Here is a 23,279-nt window from a genome sequence, read left to right as displayed (position 1 = left end):
TGGAGTGCCTGGCCAAGGATCGGGAGGAGCTGCTAGCGTTCTATGACTACCCGGCAGAACACTGGGTGCATATCCGCACCACCAACCCGATCGAGTCGACCTTCGCCACGGTCCGCCTGCGGAGCAAGCGCAGCCGGAACTGCGGCTCCAGAGCGACGACCCTGGCGATGGTCTTCAAGCTGCTTCAGAGCGCCCAGAAGCGCTGGAAGCGGATCAAGGGGTTCAACAAGCTGGAGCTGGTCGTGAACAACGTCCAGTTCAAGGACGGCGAACCCTTGACCGATCAGTCAGACAGGACTACCGCCTGACCGGCCATACACAGAATTTGACAATAACTCTGGCGCGCCTCTCACGTCCGCAATGTGAGTTCGATCTTGGATAGCTCACTTAAGCCTGCATTTGGGAAAAAACACATCGGAGAGATCACCAAGGCGGACATCCTGGCGTTCCGCACCAAACTAGCCAAGCGCAAGGGCCGCGGTGCCACAGGGCTGGTATCGCCTAAAACGATCAACAGCCATATGTCCATTTTGCGTATGGTGCTCGATGAGGCGGCCGAGCGGTTCGATTTCGAGACGCCGTACAAGAACATCAAGCCGTTAAAGCTACAGAAGACGCACATCGAACCGTTTTCGCTACACGAGGTGCAACGCATCATTGACAAGGTCCGCCCAGACTATTGCAACTATTACACCGTGCGCTTTTTTACGGGCATGCGCACCGGTGAAGTCGATGGGTTGAAGTGGAAAAACGTTGATTTTGCTAAGCGAGAGATCTTAGTACGCGAAACACTGATTAATGGCGAAACGGAATATACCAAGACCGATGGGTCACAACGAGAAATACCCATGTTCGGGCAGGTGTATGACGCCCTCAAAACGCAGTACGCCGCCACTGGGCATATGAGCCAATACGTGTTCTGCAATCAATTGGGGCAGCCGCTTGATCACAATAATGTGACGAAGCGCGTGTGGTATCCCTTGCTCAAGTCTCTTGGGCTGACCAAACGCCGTCCTTATCAAACACGCCATACTGCCGCGACACTCTTTTTGGCTTCTGGCGAAAACCCAGAATGGGTGGCGCGAATGCTCGGCCACAGTTCAACCGAGATGCTGTTCAAGGTCTATTCGCGTTACGTCCCCAATGCCACCCGTATGGATGGCTCAGCCTTTGAGCGTTTGTTAGGCAACACCACACCCACTAAGCCCCAGAAGGAGCAGCGCCATGAAACGGCTTGATAATGTCACTACTCATCTGTCTCGCACCTTCACGGGCACTTACCGCCTTACCGGACGCGTGGTTGAGTTTGATAACGCGCAAATACCCTTCTTAAAGCTGCGGCTAAGCGATTGTGTGGGGGACCACATCGCGATGCTCAACTTGAGCAAAACAACGGTACCGGAGCGCATCGGCCATCTAGACTTTGTTACCGCTTCCGGAGTGAAGTGTTTGTCAGGCCAATTCTTACTTGATGAGTTTCGCAAGGCGACCCGAGAGGAAGTGATCAAGTTGAATACACTGCAGTCGTTGCCGCGAGTGTACTCCCCGGTGCCAGAAGTATTCGATAAGTTAGTCGCGACCGTGCAGTCGCTTCAATCAGAATGCCTTCGAGTGTTTTTGACGCGGGTACTGGAACGCAAGGATCGTCTTGAAGCTTTTTTGAATGCGCCGGCCAGCGTCAATTATCACCATGCCTACCCGGGCGGCTTGCTAGAGCATTCGTTGAACGTCGCTAACAATGCCGTGGCGATGCTACGTCTTAACGAGCCCTCTATGTCCCGCCTGATGCAGGAAACGTGCTTTGTGGCGGGATTGTTACACGATATTGGCAAGACCTATACTTACGACTCGAAAGGCAAGCCTAACGCGGCCTGGAAGCTCTGTAGCCACGATGCATTTACGCTAGAAGCATGTGCCTATGGCCTTGCCTACTTAGATCAACATGAACCCGATATCGCGATGACCTTACGCCATATTTGGACATGTGCTTCACCGGGTGCGCGTTACGGCCAGCCAGCAGCCATGACACTGGCTCGCTACATTCGTGATGCAGATGGGCAAAGCGCCATGACAGATAACCAACAACGTGCGTTTCGTAGCAAAAGCCAGTGGGGCTTTAGCCGGATTGGGCAAAACGTTTTCTGGCGGCCAGAGACACCTATGTTGCAGGCACAATAGCGCTAGAGAGTAGAAGCATTAGCCTGCCGCCGACGCTAACGCGTGGCGGCTTTTATTTATCAGCAAAAGAAGTAGGCTCATATAGAGCGACATCAGTTGCACCGATCATCATTCTTTGAAGGCAGCATCCCTTTCAACTACACAGCATTTACCCACTCAGGCATCAAGCAGCCTGACTGAAACCCAAGCGCTTTAAACCTATGCGCCTACAGTTGAAATTACTAGTAACTCATACCTTGCTCAAAAGTTAACCGTAGCTGTTTGCCCGAGTCAGCACAGTATACATCGGTGACTTACAACGGCCAGTGAGTTACTGATATAAACACATGGTTCAGCACCCAAATTGCCAACAGCCATTATTCCATCAGCACTTTTTGATACTTTGCCGATTGATCTAGTTATCCCGCACCTGCGTTTTTACCAGCAATCTCGATAGCATGAATGCTGACGGCTTCGCTTATGATAATCTGTATTAAGCCACAAGCAGCAAAAGAAAACTCATGGGGCTTTTTTCGCGTTACGACTAGAACTCGCTAATGGCGTCAAACTGCTCGCTGAACTGTTAGGTTGTCCATCTATACCTTCGACTGCCGTTATGCAAAAGCTACCGTAACAGCTTGCTAGTGGCCTCCGTATCCGTTGTCTGCCATGCTCCGTGTCCATTGCATGCAGTTGTTTTACAACCTGAGCGATCCGGCCATGGAAGACGCCCTCTACGAGATCGAGTCCATGCGCCACTTCGCCGGTTTGCAACTGGACCGATTGCCGGACGAAACCACGATTCTCAAATTTCGCCATTTTCTGGAACGCCACGGCCTTGGCAAGGTGTTATTCCAGGAGGTGAACAAGTACCTGGCAAAAAATGGCCTGATGCTGCGCGAAGGAAGCATCGTCGATGCCACGATCATCTCTGCGCCTAGTTCCACGAAAAACAGTAAAGATAAGCTTGGGCTAATTCACAGCATCGAGACCACGGCCGCCAATGTCCATGACATTGTGCCTGCCGATAACGCTGCTGTTGACCGCTGTCACGGACAGACAGGCCAGCAGCCATCAGGGCGACATTGGCCAGCATCGCGATCAGCAGCAGGATTTCAATGCGCTTGCCCTGGCGAGACTGGTGCATCCCGAAGCCCAATCCAAACAAGGGGCTCTTAACGTCGCGAAAACCTTCCTCTATCTGCATGCGCTGTCGGTAGATGGCGACTAGCTTCTTCGCGAACGTTGAGCGTTCCGGCAAATTGCTGACGAGCACCCAAGGTTCCTTTTGGCGCCGGGCAATCGTCCGGCTCGCGCCATCCTGGGAGACCTTTCCACGCTTGTTGCAATATTTGCGCGCCTGCGGCGGCCGATGGTAGAGCACCATCCGAGTGGGGAACGGGTTGCTTTCAGCAATCTGGACGGCGCCCACGGCACGCGGTACCGATGTCGCTTGTGGAAACAGATCGGCCACAGGCTGCCACTCATGCCCTGGCAACTGGCAGCGAACCGGACTACGCACCCGGCTGACGTAGAACCAGGGAGTGCGAAAGCCGGCATCGGTGACCAGAATCGGTGTGGCGTCGTGAGGCAAAATCTCGGTAAGCGCCGCTAACAGATACGCTTCGCAGCAAGAACCGCCGTTCTTGTAATGAACCTTCTCGAAGATGGGCAGCGATCGACCGGCAAAGGGGATCGCGGCACGCAGTAAAAACTGTCGGCCGCGGTCATCGATCGGCGACCAGCCCACCAGAATCAGCGGACGTGTGTTGTGGCCCATCAGCAGGCTGGCCACAAGCCAATAGAACAGAGGTCGTTCCTGATGCAGGTGAGGGTTACCCAGTAGCCGGTCGGCCCGTTTGATGGTGTGCTTGGTCGCCGCAGGCCCTGGCAAGGCGCGACCCAAGGCAGTCAAGCCCAGGCGGCGCTCCCCCAGCAGCGCACCCACCATGTCGAGCAGTGTCTGAAGGCGTTTGGTATGGATCGCGGGGAGTGATGAGGTCAGCAGATTATGCAAGAATTGAGGGGCCTGCATGGGTCTCCTTTGGCAGAGTGTTGGTTTGGCGATTAACACCATGCCGATCCATGCAGGCCTTTTCAATTATATCGCTATGATTTAATTACTTATTTCGTGGGGATCCGTCAGAGGTAAGACGCCCTTTATTGAGCGACCAAGGGCTACTTTCTTCTCCCTACGACTTTCAGTAGGAGCTTAATGAATAACTCGCTTTTACGTGGCCTTCCGAGCAGGCGTTAACAGACATGCCGCGTACTTGAACTCCGGTATCTTCCCAAACGGATCCAGCGCCGGGTTGGTCAGTAGATTCGCCGCCGCTTCTCCGTAGCAGAAAGGCACAAACACCATCCCCTCAGGCATCCCTGGATCGACTCTCGCTTTCAGGGTGATGGAACCCCGCCGTGTGGCGATCGTCAGGTCATCGCCTGGCGCCATTCCAAGCCGGATAAGCTCAGCGGGCGATAGGCTTGCCACTGCTTCCGGCTCCAACTCATCGAGCACTTTGGCGCGGCGGGTCATGGAACCGGTATGCCAATGCTCTAACTGACGCCCGGTAGTCAGCACCGTTGGGTAGTCGTTATCGACCGGCTCATCCGGTGGTAGCGGCCGGGTGGGCGCGAATTTCGCCCGGCCGCTGGCGGTGGGAAACGCATCGCTGAAGACCACGTCGTGCCCCGGCGCGTCCTCCGCCGGGCAGGGATAGGTGACCGACTGCTCGCGCTCCAGCCGCTCCCAGGAGATATGGTCGAGAGAGGCCATGCCTTGTTTCATCTCGGCGAAGACATCCCGCGGGTGCTGGTAATCCCAACCCAGTCCAAAGCGGTTGGCTATCTCCTGAATAATCCACCAGTCCGGCTTGGCTTGACCCGGTAGCGGCAACGCCGCACGCCCCATCTGTACCTGACGGTTGGTGTTGGTGACGGTGCCGTTCTTCTCCGGCCAGGCAGAGGCAGGCAGGATGACATCGGCGAACTGGGCGGTCTCGGTGACAAACAGATCCTGTACCACCAGATGTTCAAGCTTGGCCAGGGCGGCCCGAGCATGGGCCAGATCCGGGTCGGACATCGCCGGGTTTTCGCCTTGGATGTACATGCCACGAATAGTGCCTGCGGTAATGGCATCCATGATTTCCACCACGGTGAGACCCGGCGTGGGATCCAACTTTGCATTCCACAGTTCTTCGAACGCCGCGCGTACCTGGTCATCGCTGACCGGTTGGTAGTCCGGCATGACCATGGGAATCAGGCCCGCATCGGACGCGCCCTGAACGTTGTTCTGACCGCGCAAAGGGTGCAGGCCGGTGCCGGGGCGTCCGGTCTGGCCGCAGGCCAAGGCCAGCGAGATAAGGCTGCGGGCGTTGTCAGTGCCGTGGGTGTGTTGGGAAATGCCCATGCCCCAGAAAATCATCGCCCGTTCGGCGGTTGCATAGAGCCTTGCCACCTCGCGGATGGTCTCGGGCTCGACGCCGCACAGGCCGCTCATCGCTTCGGGAGTCATGTCCACCGTGTGCGTTTTCAGGGCCTCGAAGCCCTCGGTATGCTCGGTGATATAGGCCGTGTCATAAAGCTCTTCAGTGATGATCACATTGAGAATGGCGTTAAACAGTGCCACATCAGCGCCCGGTGAAAAGCGCACGCTCAGGTGGGCATAGGCATCCAACGCTTGGCCACGGGGGTCGATAATCACGATCTTGGTGCCACGTTTGGCGGCCTGTTTAAAGAAGGTGGCCGCCACCGGGTGGTTCACTGCCGGGTTGCAGCCGGTAAGAATCACCACATCAGCTTGGCTGGCCTGCATAAAGGAGGCGGTCACCGAGCCTGAGCCAATGCACTCCATGAGTGCCGCTACTGAACTGGCGTGGCACAAACGCGTGCAGTGATCCACGTGGTTGGAGCCAAAACCGGTACGCACCAGCTTCTGGAACAGCCACGCCTCTTCATTGGAGCACTTGGCGCTGCCGAACCCGGCCAGGGAGTCAGGGCCATGGCTCGCTTTAAGGTCGACAAGCCCGCTGGCGGCAACCTCCAGGGCTTCATCCCAGCTCGCCTCGCGGAAATGCGTTAGCGGTTGGGCAGGATCGAAGTCAGGGTCGAGCCCTTTCGCCACGCCCTCGCGACGAATCAGCGGCACGGTAAGCCGCGATGGATGACGCGGATAGTCGTAGCCAAAGCGGCCTTTTACGCACAGGCGGTTCTCGTTAGAGGGGCCGTCGCGGCCTTCCACATAAAGGATCTCGTCATCCTTGATGTGGTAGGTAAGCTGGCAGCCCACTCCGCAGTAGGGGCACACCGAGTCGACCTTGCGGTCAGCCACAGACGAATCACCTCGCCCTTCGCCATCCACCACAGTAGCGGGCATCAGCGCACCGGTGGGGCAGGCCTGAACGCACTCGCCACAGGCCACACAGGTGCTATCCCCCATAGGGTCGTCGAAATCAAACACAATCTTGGACGCCGCCCCTCGGTGCGCCAGACCGATCACGTCGTTAACCTGTACTTCGCGACAGGCGCGCACACACAGGTTGCACTCGATGCAGGCGTCAAGATTGACGCGCATGGCAGAGTGGCTGCTGTCCTGCGCCAGGCTGTCCGACCGGGAAGCCACATGGTGCACGGTGGGCGTCTCGCGCTCGTCACGCCGAGGTAGCTTGCGGCGCACCGCCGTGGCATCAATAGCCAGTTGGTCGGCCATGGCCCAGAAATGGCTGGCACGGTCGGGGCTATCCTCCCGCTCCGGTTGGTCGACCAGCAGCATCTCCATGACCATCTTGCGGGCCGTGTGCGCGCGTTCGGAGCTTGCACTATTAACCACCATGCCGGGGGCTGCTTCGCGCAGACAGCTGGCGGCCAGGGTGCGCTCGCCTTCGATTTCCACCATGCAGGCGCGGCAGTTGCCGTCGGCGCGATAGCCGCTGGTGTCCTTAAAACACAGGTGAGGAATGGTCTCGCCGACGCGCTTGGCCACCTGCCAGAGACTTTCACCGGGGTGGGCGCTGACCTCCACGCCGTCCAGCGTTAGCGTGAAGCTGGAGCCTAGGGTCTGTTCGCTCATGCTCATGTTCATCTCCCCTACCCCTTGACGATAACGTTCTGGGCGGCAAGTTCGCCGCGAAAATCCTTGAGCAGCCCCAGCACCGGGTTAGGCGCCGCCTGGCCCAGCCCACAGATGGAGGCATCGATCATCACCTGGGAGAGCTGCGTCATCAGCCCAGCATCCCATTCATTGCGCTCGAGCAGGGTGAGCATTTTTTCCGTGCCCACCCGGCACGGGGTGCACTGGCCACAGGATTCATCGGCAAAGAACGCCAGCAGATTGGTCGCGACCCCGCGCAAATTGTCCTGATCAGAAAGCACGATCACCGCGGCCGAACCGATAAAACAGCCATGTGCCTGAAGCGTATCGAAGTCAAGGGGGATATCGGCCTTGGCTGCGGGCAAAATACCGCCTGAGGCGCCGCCGGGCAGGTAGGCTGCCAAGCGGTGACCATCGGCCATGCCACCGCCATACTCGTCAATCAGTTCGTTGAGGGTGATGCCCGCAGGCGCCAAATAAACACCGGGCTGTTTGACCCGGCCCGACACCGAGAAACTGCGCAGCCCGACGCGGCCATGGCGGCCTTGGCTTGAAAAAGCCTCCGCGCCGCGCTGCCAGATCATCGGAATCCAATAGACGGTCTCGACATTATTGACCAGCGTCGGCCGATCAAAGAGCCCCTTTTGGGCCACAAACGGCGGGCGGTGCCTGGGTTTGCCCGGCTTGCCTTCCAGGGACTCGATCATCGCCGACTCTTCGCCGCAAATATAGGCGCCAGCGCCACGGCGCAGCACAATGTAGCCCGGCGCCACCAGGCCCGCGGCCTCCAGCTCGCCAATCGCCTGGCGCACCACGCCATGCAAGGCCGGGTACTCATCGCGCAGATAGATATACAGCGCCTCGGCCTCTACCGCCCAGGCGCTGACCAGGGCCCCCTCCAGAAACTGGTGGGGCGAGCGCTCCAGGTAGTAGCGGTCTTTGAAGGTACCGGGCTCGCCCTCGTCGGCGTTGATAGCACAGTAGCGGGGCCCTGCTTCCTGGCGCACGAACGTCCATTTCTTGAAAGTGGGAAAGCCCGCACCGCCCAAGCCGCGCAGATTGGCCTGCTGCATCGCCTCCATCAGCGCTTCCACTGTGACCTCGCCGCTGTGGCAGGCCTGGAGCAGCGCGAAACCGCCCTCGTGGCGATAGCCATCTAGTTGCTGCCAATCGACGGGAGCGGGGTGAAAATGGCCTGTTTCGACGACCGATTCGATGCGCTCTTGAGTAGCAAACAGCACATGATGGTGCCCCACTTCGGCCACCGGCGCGGTGTCGCAGCGGCCCATGCAAGGGGCCCGCAGCACCCGCACCTGCTCGATATCCACGTTCGCGTCCAGCTGTGCCTTAAGCGCCTCGGCACCGGCCAATTGGCAGGTGAGGGAGTCACAAACGCGGATAGTCACCGCGGGCGGCGGCAGCTGGTCGTCGTGGATAACATCGAAGTGGGCGTAGAAAGTGGCGGTCTCGTAAACGGCTGCCATGGGCAGGTTCATGTAAGCCGCCAGGGCGCGCAGCTCCGCCAGCAGCAGATGGCCTCGGGTGTCCTGGATAGCATGCAGGTGTTCAATCAGCAGGTCGCGACGGCGTAGCGTGGCGTTCTGCCTCTCGTCGCCCAGCAGCTCACGTAACCCCTCAAGCAGACGGGGATCAAGTTCACGGCCACGGGGCTTACCGCGGAAGCGCTTTGATATTGTTGGTTGCTGCAAAGCCATACTGTCAGTCACTTCGTTTTACCATCCGTCGGTATTGAGGGTTGAATCCCACTAAGTTAATCAATAAATCACGAAGTACAAAGCTGCATAGTCAAGGTGAAACGCTATCTTTTCTAACCGTATTGTTCCCATCCAAATGTGTGACGTCGATAGTAAGAAAAATGGCAACATCGCACCGGGTAGGTGATTTTTCAATGGAGGTTGATACCGGGAAGTTGATACCGTCTGTCCTGCTACCGACGCCGTTTTTACGTTAATCTTCTGTAATGCAAAGGCAAAAAACACACTTTTTTAAACAGGTTTATAGTGCCGCCTCATCAGTTTCACCACTTCGTATACGTATTACTTTGATGAGCGGATAAACAAATATTTTCCCGTCGCCAACACGTCCAGAATGAGCTGAGTTCTGAATAGCATCAATCACGTCGTCTACTTGTGTATCGCGGACTCCGACTTCAATTTTAATTTTATTTACAAAGTCCACTGTATACTCGGCCCCCCTATAAAGCTCGGTATGCCCTTTTTGCCTACCAAATCCTTTAACTTCCGTTACAGTAAGCCCCTGAACACCAACTTTCGACAGTGCATCTCTGACATTTTCAAGCATATAGGGTTGTATGATAGCAGCGATCATTTGCATGATTTCACCTATAGTTTCAAGTACCAAATTCGATAGAAACCAGGTTCCCATGTTAGCTGGCTGGGCCCCTGGCCGAGGTCAATCTCTCAACGCTGAACGGGTTTCTGACCTGCCAGCAAACCTTCCGTAACTATATTGGCCCGTTTCCTTGTTGAGTCAGATTCTTGCGCATTGTTCGAGACGAATTCGGGATAAGCATGCATGCCACATTCATGAGCATCCATGCCTTCGAATTCATCCTGTTCACTGACACGCAGTCCCATCACAACACGGATGATGAATAACACGACGAGACTTGCCCCGAACATCCAGGCGAAAACAACAGCAGCGCCTAGTAGCTGGGTTCCCATGGTCGCAGCAGGATTAGTGAACACAACGGCAACAATCCCCCAAATTCCCGCACTGCCGTGCACGGAGATGGCACCAACGGGATCATCAATCCTGAGCCGATCAAACCCCAGCACCGAGAACACAACGACAACCCCGCCAATCGCACCAATCAGCATTGCCATACCCGGCTCGGGTAGAAGAGGCTCAGCAGTTATGGCAACCAAACCTGCCAGGGCACCATTCATTACCATCGTCATATCTGTCTTGCCGAACATAATCCGGTAAAGCAGAGCTGCCGCCACCATGCCCGACGCTGCCGCAGTGTTGGTATTCACAAAGATACGTGACACAGCATTCGCATCGTCCAGGCTGGCAATTTTTAACATTGACCCGCCGTTGAACCCGAACCAGCCCATCCAGAGAATAAACATGCCTAGCATGGCAATCGGCAGATTGGCACCCGGAATAGCCCTGACCTCACCATTCGGCCCAAACCGGCCTTTACGTGGACCGACCAACAATACAGCCGCAAGCGCCGCGGCTCCCCCGGCCATGTGCACAACTACGGAACCGGCAAAATCCTGGAAGCCCATTTCATCAAGGAAACCACCACCCCATTTCCAGAACCCATTAACGGGGTAAATTACGCCCACCATGAACACCGCAAACACTAGGAACGGCCATAGCTTCATGCGCTCGGCAATTGCACCGGAAACAATCGACATAGTCGCTGCTGCAAATACCGCCTGAAAAATAAAGTCGGCCATGGAAGAGTAATAGGGGGCGCCCTCTCCCGCAGAGATATCAGACAAAGTATTATCACTGCCCAACATAAACTCCAGACCGGGAATCACACTACTTATAGGGTTGGCTGGATACATGACGTTATAGCCAATCACCAAATAAACAAGACAAGCAACGGAATATAGCATCGCATTTTTGGTCAGTATCTCGACGGTATTTTTCGACCTGACCAGACCTGATTCCAACATGGCAAACCCACAAGCCATGAACATCACAAAGGCGGTACAAACCAGAAAATAGAAAGTGTCGAGAGCGTAACTAAGCTCTATCGTTACTTCATTCATATTTTTCCTCCCAAATAGTCGTTTTTAAGCTTGCGGTTGTAGTTCACGGTCGTATTCGCTTAACCAGTCCACAACAGTGTCGCGATACCGTGTCATTCCTTTGTAATCGACTAGCTGCTCAGGCAAATTTGCCAGCACACGATGCAATCGTCTGGCCAGGCCTGGTTAGTCTTCAGGTCATTCATGCTGATCAGATACGTCCGGATGCCAAAGAACAGAGCATGGCTTCTGGGCATGCGGATAAGGGTTTGTAATTCGACGCGCAGAAATACATCGTTACCAACGTTTTCGGAGGTAATGGAATTACGATCCACCCCCCAGCGATGATAGGTTTCCGGTGAACTGTCCATTCGCGGATGGATGGTCATCGTCCAGTTCAAACGTCGTATTGGTTTGCCTACCTGGATGGCACATAGGTACTTGAGTACTCGGTCGAAAATACCCATTTCATGGGCCAAGGGGACGGGGCCATGCCATTGTTTGAAGCTCATCCCAGCATCGAAAGCCAGCGACCAGTCTGCCGGAGAAGTGATCACACCCGCGTCCATAAATAGGTCAGCGTCGCGCTGATCCAAAAGCGCAAAATCACCCTGCATCTGCCGTCCGATGAACTCCATGGGTGGCATGGGTAATGTGGTTGCGTCACCCATCACGAAAGTCTGATGAATATCCATGGGGCGATTCACCCACTCGCATTGATCACCCACTTGGGTGAAAGCGAAATGCGTTGGATAGTCCTTGGCGTAGTGAATCATGACGAATTCGAGCAGATCCCAGCAGGCCTGATCCATATGTGGCATTGCCAGACACCGTTCAGGATCCTCTTCCAGAACCATCGCCCTCTCCGCCGTCTCGGAAAGATAATGTTCATCGATATCGAGCATGTGCTCGTAGACGGAGCCCTTAGGTCCGGGCAGCGTATGTGGCTCGGTATTGACCGAGTAAATATAGTCGTCTTCCGGAAACGGAAAGGGAAAGCGACGGATGGCCTCCGGACTATTGCGGTAGGTAAATTGACCTCGAAAGGCTTGTGTATCTCTCGGTGCAAGTTGCATGGCGTTTCCCCCTTTGATTTATAAATCCAGTACCAGGTAGTCACTCGCAGAACGCGAGACACAAGGCATGATGCAGCGTTGGCTGGCTTTTTCCTGAGCATCGAGAAACGCATCCCGATGCTCAATATCGCCGTCCAGAACCGCCGTTTTGCATTGGCCGCAGACACCGCCTCGGCACGAGTTGGGAATTGCCAGACCCTGCATTTCCAAGGCATCAAGCAGTGGGGTATTTTCATCCACAGCGATTTCTTGCCCTGAACGCGACAACTTGGCCACAAAGGGTTTGCCCGGCTGTGGCGCAGCGAAGGCTTCAAAATGAACCCGTTGAGGCGACCAACCCAGGGCATCCGCTGTCTCTTTCACGGCCTGAATCATTGATTCGGGGCCACAAACATAGACATGGGTGCCCAGTGGCTGCCGTTTGAGCAGGCTATGCAAATCAGGACGAGAGCCTGAATAACAGTGAAGCCTGTCGCCAAGACGCTCCTTCAATGCCCCACGATAAGCGCCCGTATCGGCGTTTCGATAAACGTAATGCACCTCAAAGGACGTTTGACGTTGCTCAAATTCGTACGCATAAGATAGAAACGGCGTTATGCCAATCCCGCCGGCAATCAATACGTTATGCCGTGCTTGCCAATGGGGCAGAAACATATTGGCGGGTGGCGAAATGAACAACCGATCACCTTCGCGAACCTTGCTGTGCATAAACTGAGAGCCCCCACGGGAACACTCCTGCCATCGCACGGCGATCCGATATTGCTCACTTTCAGCCGGATTGCTGATCAGGGAATAGGCGTTGCGGAAGCGCTTTTGCTCACCTTCCATATGCACAACTACGTGGCTGCCTGCGGAGAATGGCGGTAGTGGCTGCTCATCACTAACGAAAGCAAACTGCTTGATAATAGCGCTGATCTGCTCCACCTCAACGACACGAACCGGAATCAAGTCATTCATTAGTCCAACACCTCCTCACTGGGAACCTCGCCAGGCACCTCGGCATCGATACACACTCCCAGATAGGCGCCCAGACGGCGCGAGAAATGATCGCGAACTTCCAGCGTGAGCCCGCACCCCTGACACTGCATAGGCGACACCCTGACGGGCTCGCTCAAGAAACGACAATGCGCACAAAAAACGCGACGGTGTTTGTCCTCTGAAGGTAGCAGCGTTATTTCTGCGTCCAGTAATCCTTGTGCCATTGCCAAGGCATGCACATCCCACATAAACGCTTCGCTGCCAGCCGCAATGACGTGACACCCCAAGGTCAATTCATTCAACTGAGCTGCCAACATAGCTGGCAAGGCATCTCGACCACAGGTTTGGTACGGCACGTCATCCAGCTCTGGCGTTATCGCGCCCTGATCAGCGCTTGTCTTGTCGGTGCAAACAATCAAGTGAACGGGGGTGAGGTGCTTATTGACTGGCGCCAAATGCGCCATGATTAGGCCCACGGCACTGGGTTGTGCCAGACATATGTAGCGATTCGCCGTTGCCGGGCATTCTGGCGCCACATATACTGGCCTACTTTTTATCGTGTTATCAGCAGGAAAAACGTTATATTGCATTGCATCCATCCTCTTAATAGACACAGATTATTTTAAATATGAAGCTATGAATTTACTGATGGCGTTAATTAAGTATCAACATGACGTCTAAGGGTAATTTTAATTACTAAAAACAATGCATTTTTCATGCCAATAATAAAAATTATATTTATTTCAAATAGCTTAGCATTTATATGGAATTTATAAGGGCACTTTTAAAGTGCAGCTTAATGTTAGTAAGAAGCTTTTTAGTGCGCCACCGAATAGAAATAAAATAGCTTTTAAATTATAAATCTTATTATTTATATGCGAATAAAAAAAAGGCAAAATAGAGCGTTGATTTGACCCACTCATCGAACTGTTTTTAATTAAGCCCCAGAACCCTCCACCGTTATGGTGGAGGTCGTGAAATATGTAACCCCTATATACCTAAAACTGCTGTCCAGGCACCCAATTGGTTCCTGCCAACGGCACTCGGGCCATTGCCGCCGCCTCGATATTCAAGGCAACCAAATCTTCCGGCTCTAAGTTATGCAGGTGGGATTTTCCGCAGGCTCTTGCTAGTGTTTGCGCCTCTAGCGTTATTACCCGCAGATAGTTGGCTAGTCGCTTTCCAGCAGCCACAGGGTCAAGACGCATACTTAGTTCGGGATCCTGGGTGGAAATACCCGCAGGGCATTTGCCTTCCTGGAAATCATCGTAATAGCCAGCCGCTGAACCCAGCTTTTGGTATTCTGCTTCGAAACGTGGGTGGTTATCGCCCAGGGCGATCAACGCCGCGGTACCGATTGCCACGGCATCGGCACCCAGCGCAATGGCTTTGGCAACATCAGCGCCATTGCGGATGCCTCCGGATACAATGAGTTGCACTTCGCGGTGCACGCCCATTTCCTGTAGTGCCTGAGCAGCTTGAGGAATAGCGGCCATGATGGGGATGCCTACGTGTTCGATGAAGACATCCTGGGTGGCTGCCGTCCCCCCCTGCATGCCGTCGAGCACCACCACATCGGCGCCCGCTTTAACGGCGAGCTTGACATCATAATAGGTACGCGTGGCACCCACTTTAATATAGATAGGCACCTGCCAATCGGTGATCTCACGCAGCTCCGCAATCTTGATCGCGAGGTCGTCCGGCCCAGTCCAATCGGGATGACGGCAAGCACTACGCTGGTCGATCCCCATGGGCAGGTTGCGCATCTGTGCTACGCGATCTGAGATTTTCTGTCCCAACAGCATACCGCCACCACCGGGCTTGGCACCCTGCCCCAGCACCACCTCAATCGCATCGGCTTTACGCAGATCATCGGGATTCATGCCATAACGAGAAGGCAGGTACTGGTAGACCAACTTGGATGACTGGCCACGCTCTTCTGCGGTCATACCGCCATCGCCAGTGGTTGTTGAAGTACCTACTTCTGATGCACCGCGCCCCAGGGCTTCTTTAGCCTGTGCCGATAAGGCACCAAAGCTCATACCGGCAATGGTGACCGGGGTATCGATGACGATGGGCTTTTTAGCATAGCGAGTCCCCAGGGTGACATCGGTTCCGCACTTCTCACGATAGCCTTCAAGCGGGTAGCGCGACATGCTGGCTCCAAGAAACAGCAGGTCGTCAAAATGCGGCACCTTGCGCTTAGCCCCCCAGCCGCGAATGTCATAAATACCGGTTTCGGCGGCGCGCTGGATTTCGGCGATCACGTCTCGACCAAAAGTAGCGGACTCTCTCAGCGCCGGATTAGTAGGTTTATCTGTCATGTCGGGCTCCTGATTAATAGGCCGAGGCGTTATCGACTTTGAAGTTATATAACTGGCGTGCAGACCCGTAGCGCTTAAAGGCGGAAGGTCAGTGTCAATATCGGCGCGCTTAAGCAGGTCGCTTAATTCGTCCAAGTGCTCCTGGCGCATCTCTTTTTCGACGCAATCGGCCCCCAAAGAAGTCACCTCACCTTTCACATAGATATGCGCTTCATAAAGCGAGTCGCCGAGGGCTTCACCAGCATCGCCGCACACCACAAGACACCCAGATTGCCCCATAAAGGCGCTCATTGGCCCGATATTACCCTTAACCACTATATCGACACCCTTCATGGAGATACCGCAGCGAGCCGACGCATTACCCTCCACAATCAGCAAACCGCCTTGCGCTGTGGCGCCAGCAGATTGGGATGCATCGCCTTTAACATGCACCAGGCCGGACATCATATTCTCGGCAACGCCGACGCCAACGTTGCCATGCACGGTGATACTGGCCTTCTGATTCATTCCCGCGCAGTAATAGCCAGCATGTCCGTCAATATCGACGCTAACATCGTCATTTAATCCACAGGCAATATTATGCGCCCCGTTCGGGTTGGTGATCCGCCACTCTGGCTCGCTGGCCAATAACACCGAATCATGCAGCGCTTGGTTGAGTTCACGCAGGCTGTTATTGGAAAGATCGTAAGTTTTCATTATCTAGGCGGCCTCCACCTTTGCACCGTCACGCTCCCACACATAAACTTTCGCTGGCTCCGGCTCCCACACCTTGGCTTCCTTGATGCCTGGCAGATCAGCCAAAGCGCGATACTCGGAGGCCATCGCCACGTAGTCATCGGTTTCCGCGATCACGGCAGGTTTGCAGGAGATAGGGTCGCGTACGACGGCAAATCCATCGCGCGTACCAATGGTGAAGGTAAAGAAGCCATCCAAATCTTTAAGGGCGCTTTTAAGGGCTTGATTCAGGGATTCACCCTTGGCCATCCGCCATGTGAGGTAGCCAGCCGCCACTTCGGAGTCGTTGTCAGTCTGAAAGCTAATACCCTGGCGCTTGAGCTTGTCGCGCAGACGGTTGTGATTGGAAAGCGAGCCGTTATGCACCAGACACAGATCCATTCCGGTCGAGAAAGGGTGACTGCCTTGCAGCGTGACAGCGCTTTCGGTGGCCATACGCGTGTGGCCAATCGCATGGCTGCCCCGCATATTTTTTAGCTTGTAACGCTCAGCCACCTCGGTAGGAAGCCCTACCCCCTTTAAAATCTCGATACTTTGTCCGGCGCTCATCACCCTGACATCCGGCGCATTTTCAACCAGCCAGCTCAGTACTTTATTCTCTTCGCTGGCTAGTTTAAGCACTGCCACGTTGGCGTTCTGAAACCAGCTGTCCAGGCTGCCAAAGGCGTCATTCAATTTATCGGCAAGTGTCTGCCAATCATAATGAGCATCGTCGCTTTGCAGCGTCAGTTTCACTCCGGCGTCATATTCATCGCCATACACAGCGAAACCTGCACTGTCCGGCCCACGGTCCGTCATGGCGATGAGCATCGGCTCGAACAACTCACCCAGCCGACTCTCTAACACTGGGTTTTTCAAATAAAGCCCGACTATTCCACACATAGTATTACCTCGCCTTATGCATCAATGCCTTTTCATCAGTACGTATAAATCAGACCTGTGCATCAGTGCATACAACCACATAGAGAATTAAAAGAATTCCGCGTAGCGCTGAATTTCCCAATCGCTGACCTGACTGCTGTAATCAGCCCACTCTTCACGCTTAACTTTGATGAATTCATCGGTAATTTCTTCCCCAAGCCCTTCGCGGAGCACGGAGTCTGCTTCCAAGGCGTCAATCGCCTCAGTGAGTGACTGGGGTAACATACCGATGTTTTGTTCGCGGCACTGGTCGGGTGTCAGTTCATATAAGTTGATATTTTGTGCCTTGCCGGGATCCAGTTGACGGTCAATCCCATCCAGGCCGGCAGCAATCAGAGCGGCATGAACCAAGTAAGGATTACAGCCAGCATCAGGTAGCCGAAACTCCAGCCGACCATAGGGAACACGCACCATCGCCGAGCGATTGTTATCACCATAGGTAATGAAAACAGGCGCCCAGGTCGCACCGCTGTTGGAGCCACCAGCGACCAGGCGCTTATAAGAGTTAACGGTGGGTGCTGCAAAGGCGCACAACGCTGGTGCATGGTGCAGAAGCCCACCAAGAAAGTGATAAGCCGTAGAGGAAAGGCCAAGATTCTGCGGGTCGCTGTCATCACCAAAGACATTATTGCCGTATTGATCTGCAATCGAGAGATGGAAATGCATACCGTTGCCTGGCCGATCAGCACGGGGCTTGGGCATAAAAGAGCACACCATTCCCAGCTCATTGGCAATCTCACCGGCGGCCATACGCACAAAGGTGAAACGGTCAGCGGAGGTCAGCGCATCACTAAAGGTGTAGTTGATCTCGAACTGGCCATTGGCGTCTTCATGGTCGATTTGGTACACATCGAAATCCACCGACTGAAGTGCTTCTACTAGCCGTTCAAGAAACTCCCGTGAGCGCGACAGACCTTTATAGTCGTAACACGGCTTGGCTAGGGTATCGCTCACATCCACTGGCAACAGTTCGCCAGCGGATCCGCGCTTGAACAGTGAAAACTCAGGCTCCAAACCGGTATTCAGCGTCCAGCCTTTATCGCCTAAACGCTGTAACTGACGCAGCAGCACGACCCGGCTGTCGAGGAGATGCGGCTCATCGTTGACGTAGCCACAGCAAGCCATGCGCGCGTAGTGCGGCTGCCAAGGCACAAGTGACAGAGAAGCCAGATCGCCGCGGGCCATAAAATCGGGGCCGTGTGGTTCCATACCTAGACCGGAGACCGCGAAACCAGCAAATCCCGCCCCCTTCTCGACAACATCCATCAAGCAGTTAGCTGGCACCGATTTGGTCTTGGCAGCGCCGTGTATATCAACGAACTGTGCCAGTAGATAGCGGACATTATTGTCCTTGATGAATTCAACAGCAGCTTCTGGAGACATGTTTTACCCTCGCAATCATTCCTTTCAAGAAACTATATTTCCCAAAAAGAAAAGCACTTAACATGCCAATATCTTTCCGCCACTGTTCAAAAAGTGGCTTAATAACGACTAAGCTATTGTTTATATGAATATAAATATTTATCTGGCGGTTATCGCTGCGCGCTCTACGTGCCTCTGTCTGTCTGCTTCCCCATGTTCTCCTGCTTCCCAACGGTGCAAGCCGTCCTAAAAGCGCACCAATAGAAACAATTTAATCGCATATGAAATTATTAACGCCATATCGGTTATTTTTTGCTTAAAAAATTCAAAATTTAAGCATTTGTTTTTTATATGAAAAAAAATTAGCGAATTCACCTCTGCGTCGTGGCATCGGGTTGTGGCAAGCATTTTGCTTAACTGAAAGGAATTAATATTTCCCTAAAAGAAAGCAAGGTGAGCGTAATTGCTTTCTGCATTAGCACTACCGCTTGCTGGGAAAACGGCCCTCAATGACTTGAACTTGTAAGGAGTACCGATATGACGACGTTATGGCGCACTTCAGCGCTCACCGAGCGACACCATGCCCTCGGCGCGACGCTGGAAGACTGGAACGGCATGGGCACTGCGTTTCGCTACGCCGGGCTGGATACCGCAGACCATCACGAAGCTATTCGCACCAAAGCTGGACTAATGGATGTATCCGGGCTCAAAAAGATTCATTGCGTTGGCCCCCATGCCAAGGTGCTTTTAGACCATGCCACTACGCGGGATATATCCAAGCTTTATCCCGGCAAGTCCGTATATGCCACCATGCTCAACGATGCGGGCAAGTTCGTTGACGACTGTATTGTTTACTGTTTAGCTCCGAATTCTTACCTGGTGGTGCACGGTACTGGGCTGGGCCACGAAATGCTCACCCAGGGAGCTCTGGGCCGGAACGTCAGCCTGATCTTTGACGATGATATTCATGACCTGTCACTCCAAGGCCCATTGGCCGTCGACTTTCTCGAAAAGCATGTAGAGGGTATCCGCGAACTGCGCTACTTCCACCACCTGCAGACTCGCCTATTCGGCTTTGACGTGATGATTTCACGCACCGGCTATACCGGCGAACGCGGCTATGAAATTTTCTGCAAGGCTAAGGACGCGCCCGCTGTCTGGGACGAAATACTCGAACAGGGGGCTTCCATGGGCATAGTGCCCTGTGGTTTCGAAACCCTCGACTGGCTGCGAGTAGAAAGTAACCTACTGTTTTATCCTGCCGATAACTCCGAGACATACCCCTTCCCCGACCAACCTGCCGGCGACACCCTATGGGAATTGGGCTTGGACTTCACTGTGTCCAAGGACAAGACCCAATTTCGCGGCGCAGGCGAGCACTTCAGGCTAGCGGGCAAGGAGCGTTTCAAAATCTTTGGTGTACTGATTGATTCTACGCAAGCGGCTCAGGCTGGTGACACCATTTGGGCGAATGATAAGCAGGTGGGCATCGTTACCGAAGGCATGTATTCCCGGCTTAGCGGGCGTTCCATGGCACTAGCACGCCTTGACGTGCCCTTTGCAGAACATGGCACGCCATTAGAGGTACGCGGCAGCTTACAAGCGAAGGCTAGCAGCCACAGTTTACCTTTCGACGATCCTGAAAAGCGCAAGCGTGTTGCCAAAGACTGAACATGGCAATCAACGTACATTGATGAACGCTCACTCAAGCACTCACTGAAACCGAAATATAAAGCTATTATATGAAATAAGCATTAATTTCGGTTTTTTTGGGGATAAAAAAGTAATTTAAAGCCATATATAAATAAACCACTTTATATAGGAAGAAAAATGAAAGATCATGATGGCAGTTATATTATCCGTGTCTCCTGCCCGGCCACCTCCGGCATCATCTCTGCCGTGACATCGTTTCTTAGCGAAAACAACTGTTATATCAGCGAGCTTGCCCAATACGATGATGAAGAACTGGGACGTTTATTCCTGCGCGCAAAGTTTCGGTTTAATAAAGGCGTTAAGCCAAATATCGCTACGCTGCACAACGACTTTGTCGGCATTGCGCAAACCTTCGACATGAACTGGCAGATCCACAGCACCTCTCAACCCATGCGGGTCTTGTTGATGGTGAGTAAATTTGATCATTGCCTAAGCGATTTGATGTACCGCCACGGCAAAGGTGAGTTAGACATGGAGATCACCGCCATCGTCTCAAACCACCTGGATCTTCGTCCTATGGCCGAACGTGAGGGGATTCGCTTCGTCTATCTGCCCGTTACCAAGGAGACCAAGGTGCAGCAGGAAGCGGCCATTATGGACATTATCGAAGAGACCCAAACTGAATTGGTCGTGCTAGCACGTTATATGCAGATTCTGTCGGATGATTTATGCCAAAAGTTAGCCGGGCGCGCGATTAATATTCACCACTCTTTCCTGCCAGGCTTCAAGGGTGCCAAGCCGTATCATCAGGCCCATGAGCGCGGCGTAAAGCTGATCGGCGCCACGGCCCACTACGTCACCCCCGATCTCGATGAAGGGCCCATCATCGACCAGGAGGTTCAGCGCGTCGATCATACCTACCGGCCCGAGGATCTGGTCGCCGTTGGCCGCAACACCGAAACCATCGCCCTTTCCCGTGCGGTTAAGTACCACCTTGAGCACCGCGTCTTCCTCGACCAGAACAAGACGGTGATTTTCCAATGAGCACAGCGACCCAATCCACAGCGGCCCTTATTGATGGCAAGGCCTGTGCCGAACAGGTTCTGGCCGAGGTCGCCGTCAGCGTTAGGCAACTGATTGCTGAAGGCACTACCCCTGGCTTAGCCGTGGTTCTCATTGGCGAGGATCCCGCCAGCCAGGTGTACGTCAGAAACAAGATGCGCAAGGCACAAGCGGTGGGCATTCGCTCATTCGAGCACCGTTTTGACTCCACCTTAAGCCAGGCCGAGCTGCTCACATTGATCGACACGCTAAACAAAGACCCCGAGGTCAACGGCATTCTGGTGCAGCTACCACTGCCGACGACGATCGATGAAGAGGCCATCATTCAGGCCATCGACCCACTAAAAGATGTCGACGGCTTTCATCACGCCAATGTGGGTGGCCTGGTACAGGGGCGCGATGTGCTAACGCCCTGCACCCCCAGCGGCTGTCTGCGATTGCTGCAGGAAACCTGTGGCGACCTAAGCGGCAAACATGCCGTGGTGGTAGGACGCTCCAATATCGTTGGCAAGCCCATGGCATCGCTTCTGTTGCACGCCCATTGCTCGGTGACACTACTCCACTCGCGTAGCGTGAATGCCGACGCCATCGCACGCCAGGCAGATATTGTCGTCGCTGCGGTGGGCCGACCGAACATGATTGACGCCCGTTGGCTCAAGCCCGGGGCAGTGGTGATTGATGTGGGTATCAACCGCGTTGAACAGGAGGTAGATGGCGAGCGTAAGACACGTCTCGTCGGCGACGTCGACTTCGCTAGCGCCAGTCAGGTAGCAAAAGCGATTACTCCGGTTCCCGGCGGTGTCGGCCCGATGACGATTGCCTATCTAATGCAAAACACCGTGGCTGCAACCCGCCTTCAGCAACATAAAGTCGCCCAGCCGGTAGTTAACTGATACCCCACAGGAGAACGTCACCGTGCCTTTTGGACTGCTTAAATATGGTCTGTCATCGGACTACCCCGTTGATGTGGATCTGCCGCCTCCCAAGGAGCTCAAGCCCTCCTACGATGTGGTGATCATCGGTGGCGGCGGCCACGGCCTGGCAATCGCTTATTACCTGGCCAAGTATCACAACATCACCAACGTTGCCGTGCTTGAGAAAGCCTATCTTGGCGGTGGCAACACGGCGCGTAACACCGCCGTGATCCGCTCCAACTACCTGACCTCGGAAGGGGTCAAGTTCTACAGCGAATCGGTCAAACTTTTCCAGAATCTATCCAACGAATTCGATTTCAACGTCATGTACTCGGAGCGCGGCCAGCTGACACTTGCCCACACCGACGCCACGGTTCGCTCGTTCCGCCAGCGGGCCGAGGTCAACAAGCATTTCGGTGGGCGTACCGACATGATTGACCGCCAGCAGATTCGTGAGTTGGTTCCCTCGCTAAACCTCGACCCGGGCCACTTGCCCGTGCTCGCAGGGCTTTGGCACCGCGACGGTGCCACGGCTCGCCACGACGCCGTGGCCTGGGGTTATGCCAAGGAAGCCGCCAAGCGCGGCGTTGAAATTCATCAGCTGACGGAAGTCCGCAATCTGGTCATCGAAGGCGGGCGTATCACCGCTGTCGAGACCAACCGGGGCACCGTTCAGTGTGGCTGCGCCGTTCAGGCTGTTGCTGGCCATAGCTCCGTGCTGGCAAAGCAAGCCGGTTTCCGGCTACCCATCATCAGCTATCCACTGCAGGCAATGGTCACCCAACCCGTGAAGCCTTTTCTGGATCCGCTGGTCAGCTCTTCCGCCCTGCACTGCTACGTTCAGCAGACCAGCCGCGGCGAAGTGGTCTTCGGCGGTGGGTCAGATCCCTACCCCCTCTACAACACGCGCTCCACGCTGGAAATGAAGGAAAGCCTGATTGCCAGTGGTATCGAAATGTTTCCGTTTTTGGCCAAGGCCAAGCTAATGCGCCAATGGGGCGGGATTACCGATATGACCCCCGACTACAGCCCGATCATGGGCGAGAGCCCGATCGAGAACTATTACCTGGACGCCGGTTGGGGCACCTGGGGTTTCAAAGCAACGCCCATCTGCGGCAAGACCATGGCGGAAATGGTCGCCAGCGGCGGCAAAGTGCCCGAACTGATTCAACCGTTCCGCCTGGAGCGCTTTGCTAACTTCCAGCAAGTCAATGAAATGGGCGCCACGGCGGCCAGCCATTAACGAGAGGGCAAAC

The 23,279-nt window shown here is 54.5% G+C and carries 18 protein-coding genes and 1 pseudogene; 8 read left to right on the top strand and 11 right to left on the bottom strand.

Annotated features, from left to right (window positions below; genetic code table 11):
• The 4 genes and pseudogenes from A3220_RS00180 to A3220_RS17655 all read left to right on the top strand — a co-directional run.
• Nucleotides 1-308: transposase (locus A3220_RS00180; protein ID WP_174524454.1), on the top strand; the 308-nt coding region annotated here is incomplete at its 5' end.
• 66 nt (nucleotides 309-374) lie between these two features.
• The gene (locus A3220_RS00175) at nucleotides 375-1,238 is read left to right on the top strand and encodes a site-specific integrase (RefSeq protein ID WP_252860383.1); all 864 of its coding nucleotides are present in this window, start codon (nucleotides 375-377) and stop codon (nucleotides 1,236-1,238) included.
• Nucleotides 1,225-2,178, top strand: coding sequence for a TraI domain-containing protein (locus A3220_RS00170; protein WP_062372214.1), 954 nt, complete (start codon nucleotides 1,225-1,227; stop codon nucleotides 2,176-2,178). Before A3220_RS00175 ends, A3220_RS00170 begins: the two co-directional genes overlap by 14 nt.
• Before the next feature lie 630 nt (nucleotides 2,179-2,808).
• Nucleotides 2,809-3,174: pseudogene (locus A3220_RS17655) on the top strand (transposase); the annotation flags it as partial.
• Here A3220_RS17655 and A3220_RS00165 read toward each other — a convergent pair.
• The 11 genes from A3220_RS00165 to glnT form a co-directional block, all read right to left on the bottom strand.
• Nucleotides 3,095-4,108 (bottom strand): IS4 family transposase, encoded by a 1,014-nt coding sequence (locus A3220_RS00165; RefSeq protein WP_252860386.1) that lies wholly within the window; start codon nucleotides 4,106-4,108, stop codon nucleotides 3,095-3,097. The pseudogene A3220_RS17655 and the gene A3220_RS00165 sit on opposite strands and share 80 nt — an antisense overlap.
• Nucleotides 4,109-4,387: 279 nt before the next feature.
• Complete coding sequence (fdhF, locus tag A3220_RS00160) at nucleotides 4,388-7,231, bottom strand: formate dehydrogenase subunit alpha (protein ID WP_252860382.1); 2,844 nt, start codon at nucleotides 7,229-7,231, stop codon at nucleotides 4,388-4,390.
• 11 nt (nucleotides 7,232-7,242) lie between these two features.
• Nucleotides 7,243-8,961: an NAD(P)H-dependent oxidoreductase subunit E gene (locus A3220_RS00155; RefSeq protein ID WP_062372209.1), complete on the bottom strand. Its 1,719-nt coding sequence runs from the start codon at nucleotides 8,959-8,961 to the stop codon at nucleotides 7,243-7,245.
• Between the two features lie 301 nt (nucleotides 8,962-9,262).
• Nucleotides 9,263-9,601 (bottom strand): P-II family nitrogen regulator, encoded by a 339-nt coding sequence (locus tag A3220_RS00150; protein ID WP_062372207.1) that lies wholly within the window; start codon nucleotides 9,599-9,601, stop codon nucleotides 9,263-9,265.
• An 86-nt stretch (nucleotides 9,602-9,687) separates the two neighbouring features.
• Nucleotides 9,688-11,019: an ammonium transporter gene (locus A3220_RS00145; RefSeq protein WP_062372204.1), complete on the bottom strand. Its 1,332-nt coding sequence runs from the start codon at nucleotides 11,017-11,019 to the stop codon at nucleotides 9,688-9,690.
• Nucleotides 11,020-11,129: 110 nt separating this feature from the next.
• Nucleotides 11,130-12,074: a DUF3445 domain-containing protein gene (locus A3220_RS00140; protein WP_290123744.1), complete on the bottom strand. Its 945-nt coding sequence runs from the start codon at nucleotides 12,072-12,074 to the stop codon at nucleotides 11,130-11,132.
• 18 nt (nucleotides 12,075-12,092) lie between these two features.
• The gene (locus A3220_RS00135; protein WP_062372201.1) at nucleotides 12,093-13,031 is read right to left on the bottom strand and encodes a PDR/VanB family oxidoreductase; all 939 of its coding nucleotides are present in this window, start codon (nucleotides 13,029-13,031) and stop codon (nucleotides 12,093-12,095) included.
• The gene (locus A3220_RS00130; RefSeq protein ID WP_128082389.1) at nucleotides 13,031-13,516 is read right to left on the bottom strand and encodes a dimethylamine monooxygenase subunit DmmA family protein; all 486 of its coding nucleotides are present in this window, start codon (nucleotides 13,514-13,516) and stop codon (nucleotides 13,031-13,033) included. The genes A3220_RS00135 and A3220_RS00130 overlap by 1 nt, the downstream gene beginning before the upstream one ends.
• Nucleotides 13,517-14,050: 534 nt before the next feature.
• Nucleotides 14,051-16,072, bottom strand: a complete 2,022-nt coding sequence (locus tag A3220_RS00125; protein WP_252860381.1) for a glutamate synthase-related protein — start codon at nucleotides 16,070-16,072, stop codon at nucleotides 14,051-14,053.
• 3 nt (nucleotides 16,073-16,075) lie between these two features.
• On the bottom strand, nucleotides 16,076-16,993 hold the full coding sequence (locus tag A3220_RS00120) for a glutamine amidotransferase family protein (RefSeq protein ID WP_062372195.1): 918 nt from the start codon (nucleotides 16,991-16,993) through the stop codon (nucleotides 16,076-16,078).
• A gap of 87 nt (nucleotides 16,994-17,080) precedes the next feature.
• The gene (gene glnT, locus A3220_RS00115) at nucleotides 17,081-18,415 is read right to left on the bottom strand and encodes a type III glutamate--ammonia ligase (protein ID WP_062372191.1); all 1,335 of its coding nucleotides are present in this window, start codon (nucleotides 18,413-18,415) and stop codon (nucleotides 17,081-17,083) included.
• Between the two features lie 516 nt (nucleotides 18,416-18,931).
• Between glnT and A3220_RS00110 the strand changes: the two genes are divergently transcribed.
• The 4 genes from A3220_RS00110 (at nucleotide 18,932) to A3220_RS00095 (ending at nucleotide 23,266) form a co-directional block, all read left to right on the top strand.
• Complete coding sequence (locus A3220_RS00110; RefSeq protein WP_062372188.1) at nucleotides 18,932-20,065, top strand: aminomethyltransferase family protein; 1,134 nt, start codon at nucleotides 18,932-18,934, stop codon at nucleotides 20,063-20,065.
• A gap of 159 nt (nucleotides 20,066-20,224) precedes the next feature.
• Nucleotides 20,225-21,091 (top strand): formyltetrahydrofolate deformylase, encoded by an 867-nt coding sequence (gene purU / locus A3220_RS00105; protein WP_062372185.1) that lies wholly within the window; start codon nucleotides 20,225-20,227, stop codon nucleotides 21,089-21,091.
• Complete coding sequence (gene folD, locus A3220_RS00100) at nucleotides 21,088-22,002, top strand: bifunctional methylenetetrahydrofolate dehydrogenase/methenyltetrahydrofolate cyclohydrolase FolD (protein WP_062372182.1); 915 nt, start codon at nucleotides 21,088-21,090, stop codon at nucleotides 22,000-22,002. The genes purU and folD overlap by 4 nt, the downstream gene beginning before the upstream one ends.
• Nucleotides 22,003-22,024: 22 nt before the next feature.
• Nucleotides 22,025-23,266: an FAD-dependent oxidoreductase gene (locus A3220_RS00095; protein ID WP_062372180.1), complete on the top strand. Its 1,242-nt coding sequence runs from the start codon at nucleotides 22,025-22,027 to the stop codon at nucleotides 23,264-23,266.
• The last annotated feature ends 13 nt before the right edge of the window (nucleotides 23,267-23,279 follow it).

Source organism: Halomonas sp. KX33721, from assembly GCF_001596805.1.
In the GTDB taxonomy this organism is placed as follows: domain Bacteria; phylum Pseudomonadota; class Gammaproteobacteria; order Pseudomonadales; family Halomonadaceae; genus Vreelandella; species Vreelandella aquamarina.
This window is presented reverse-complemented; position numbering and strand designations above follow the sequence as displayed.

Excerpts from the sequence above, each read along its gene's own strand:
- A3220_RS00170 (WP_062372214.1), top strand. The coding sequence starts at position 1,225 with ATGAAACGGCTTGATAATGTCACTACTCATCTGTCTCGCACCTTCACG.
- A3220_RS00165 (WP_252860386.1), bottom strand. The coding sequence starts at position 4,108 with ATGGTGGGTGCGCTGCTGGGGGAGCGCCGCCTGGGCTTGACTGCCTTG.
- fdhF (WP_252860382.1), bottom strand. The coding sequence starts at position 7,231 with ATGAGCATGAGCGAACAGACCCTAGGCTCCAGCTTCACGCTAACGCTG.
- A3220_RS00155 (WP_062372209.1), bottom strand. The coding sequence starts at position 8,961 with ATGGCTTTGCAGCAACCAACAATATCAAAGCGCTTCCGCGGTAAGCCC.
- A3220_RS00150 (WP_062372207.1), bottom strand. The coding sequence starts at position 9,601 with ATGCAAATGATCGCTGCTATCATACAACCCTATATGCTTGAAAATGTC.
- A3220_RS00145 (WP_062372204.1), bottom strand. The coding sequence starts at position 11,019 with ATGAATGAAGTAACGATAGAGCTTAGTTACGCTCTCGACACTTTCTAT.
- A3220_RS00140 (WP_290123744.1), bottom strand. The coding sequence starts at position 12,074 with ATGCAACTTGCACCGAGAGATACACAAGCCTTTCGAGGTCAATTTACC.
- A3220_RS00135 (WP_062372201.1), bottom strand. The coding sequence starts at position 13,031 with ATGAATGACTTGATTCCGGTTCGTGTCGTTGAGGTGGAGCAGATCAGC.
- A3220_RS00130 (WP_128082389.1), bottom strand. The coding sequence starts at position 13,516 with ATGGCGCATTTGGCGCCAGTCAATAAGCACCTCACCCCCGTTCACTTG.
- A3220_RS00125 (WP_252860381.1), bottom strand. The coding sequence starts at position 16,072 with ATGAAAACTTACGATCTTTCCAATAACAGCCTGCGTGAACTCAACCAA.
- A3220_RS00120 (WP_062372195.1), bottom strand. The coding sequence starts at position 16,993 with ATGTGTGGAATAGTCGGGCTTTATTTGAAAAACCCAGTGTTAGAGAGT.
- glnT (WP_062372191.1), bottom strand. The coding sequence starts at position 18,415 with ATGTCTCCAGAAGCTGCTGTTGAATTCATCAAGGACAATAATGTCCGC.
- A3220_RS00110 (WP_062372188.1), top strand. The coding sequence starts at position 18,932 with ATGACGACGTTATGGCGCACTTCAGCGCTCACCGAGCGACACCATGCC.
- purU (WP_062372185.1), top strand. The coding sequence starts at position 20,225 with ATGAAAGATCATGATGGCAGTTATATTATCCGTGTCTCCTGCCCGGCC.
- folD (WP_062372182.1), top strand. The coding sequence starts at position 21,088 with ATGAGCACAGCGACCCAATCCACAGCGGCCCTTATTGATGGCAAGGCC.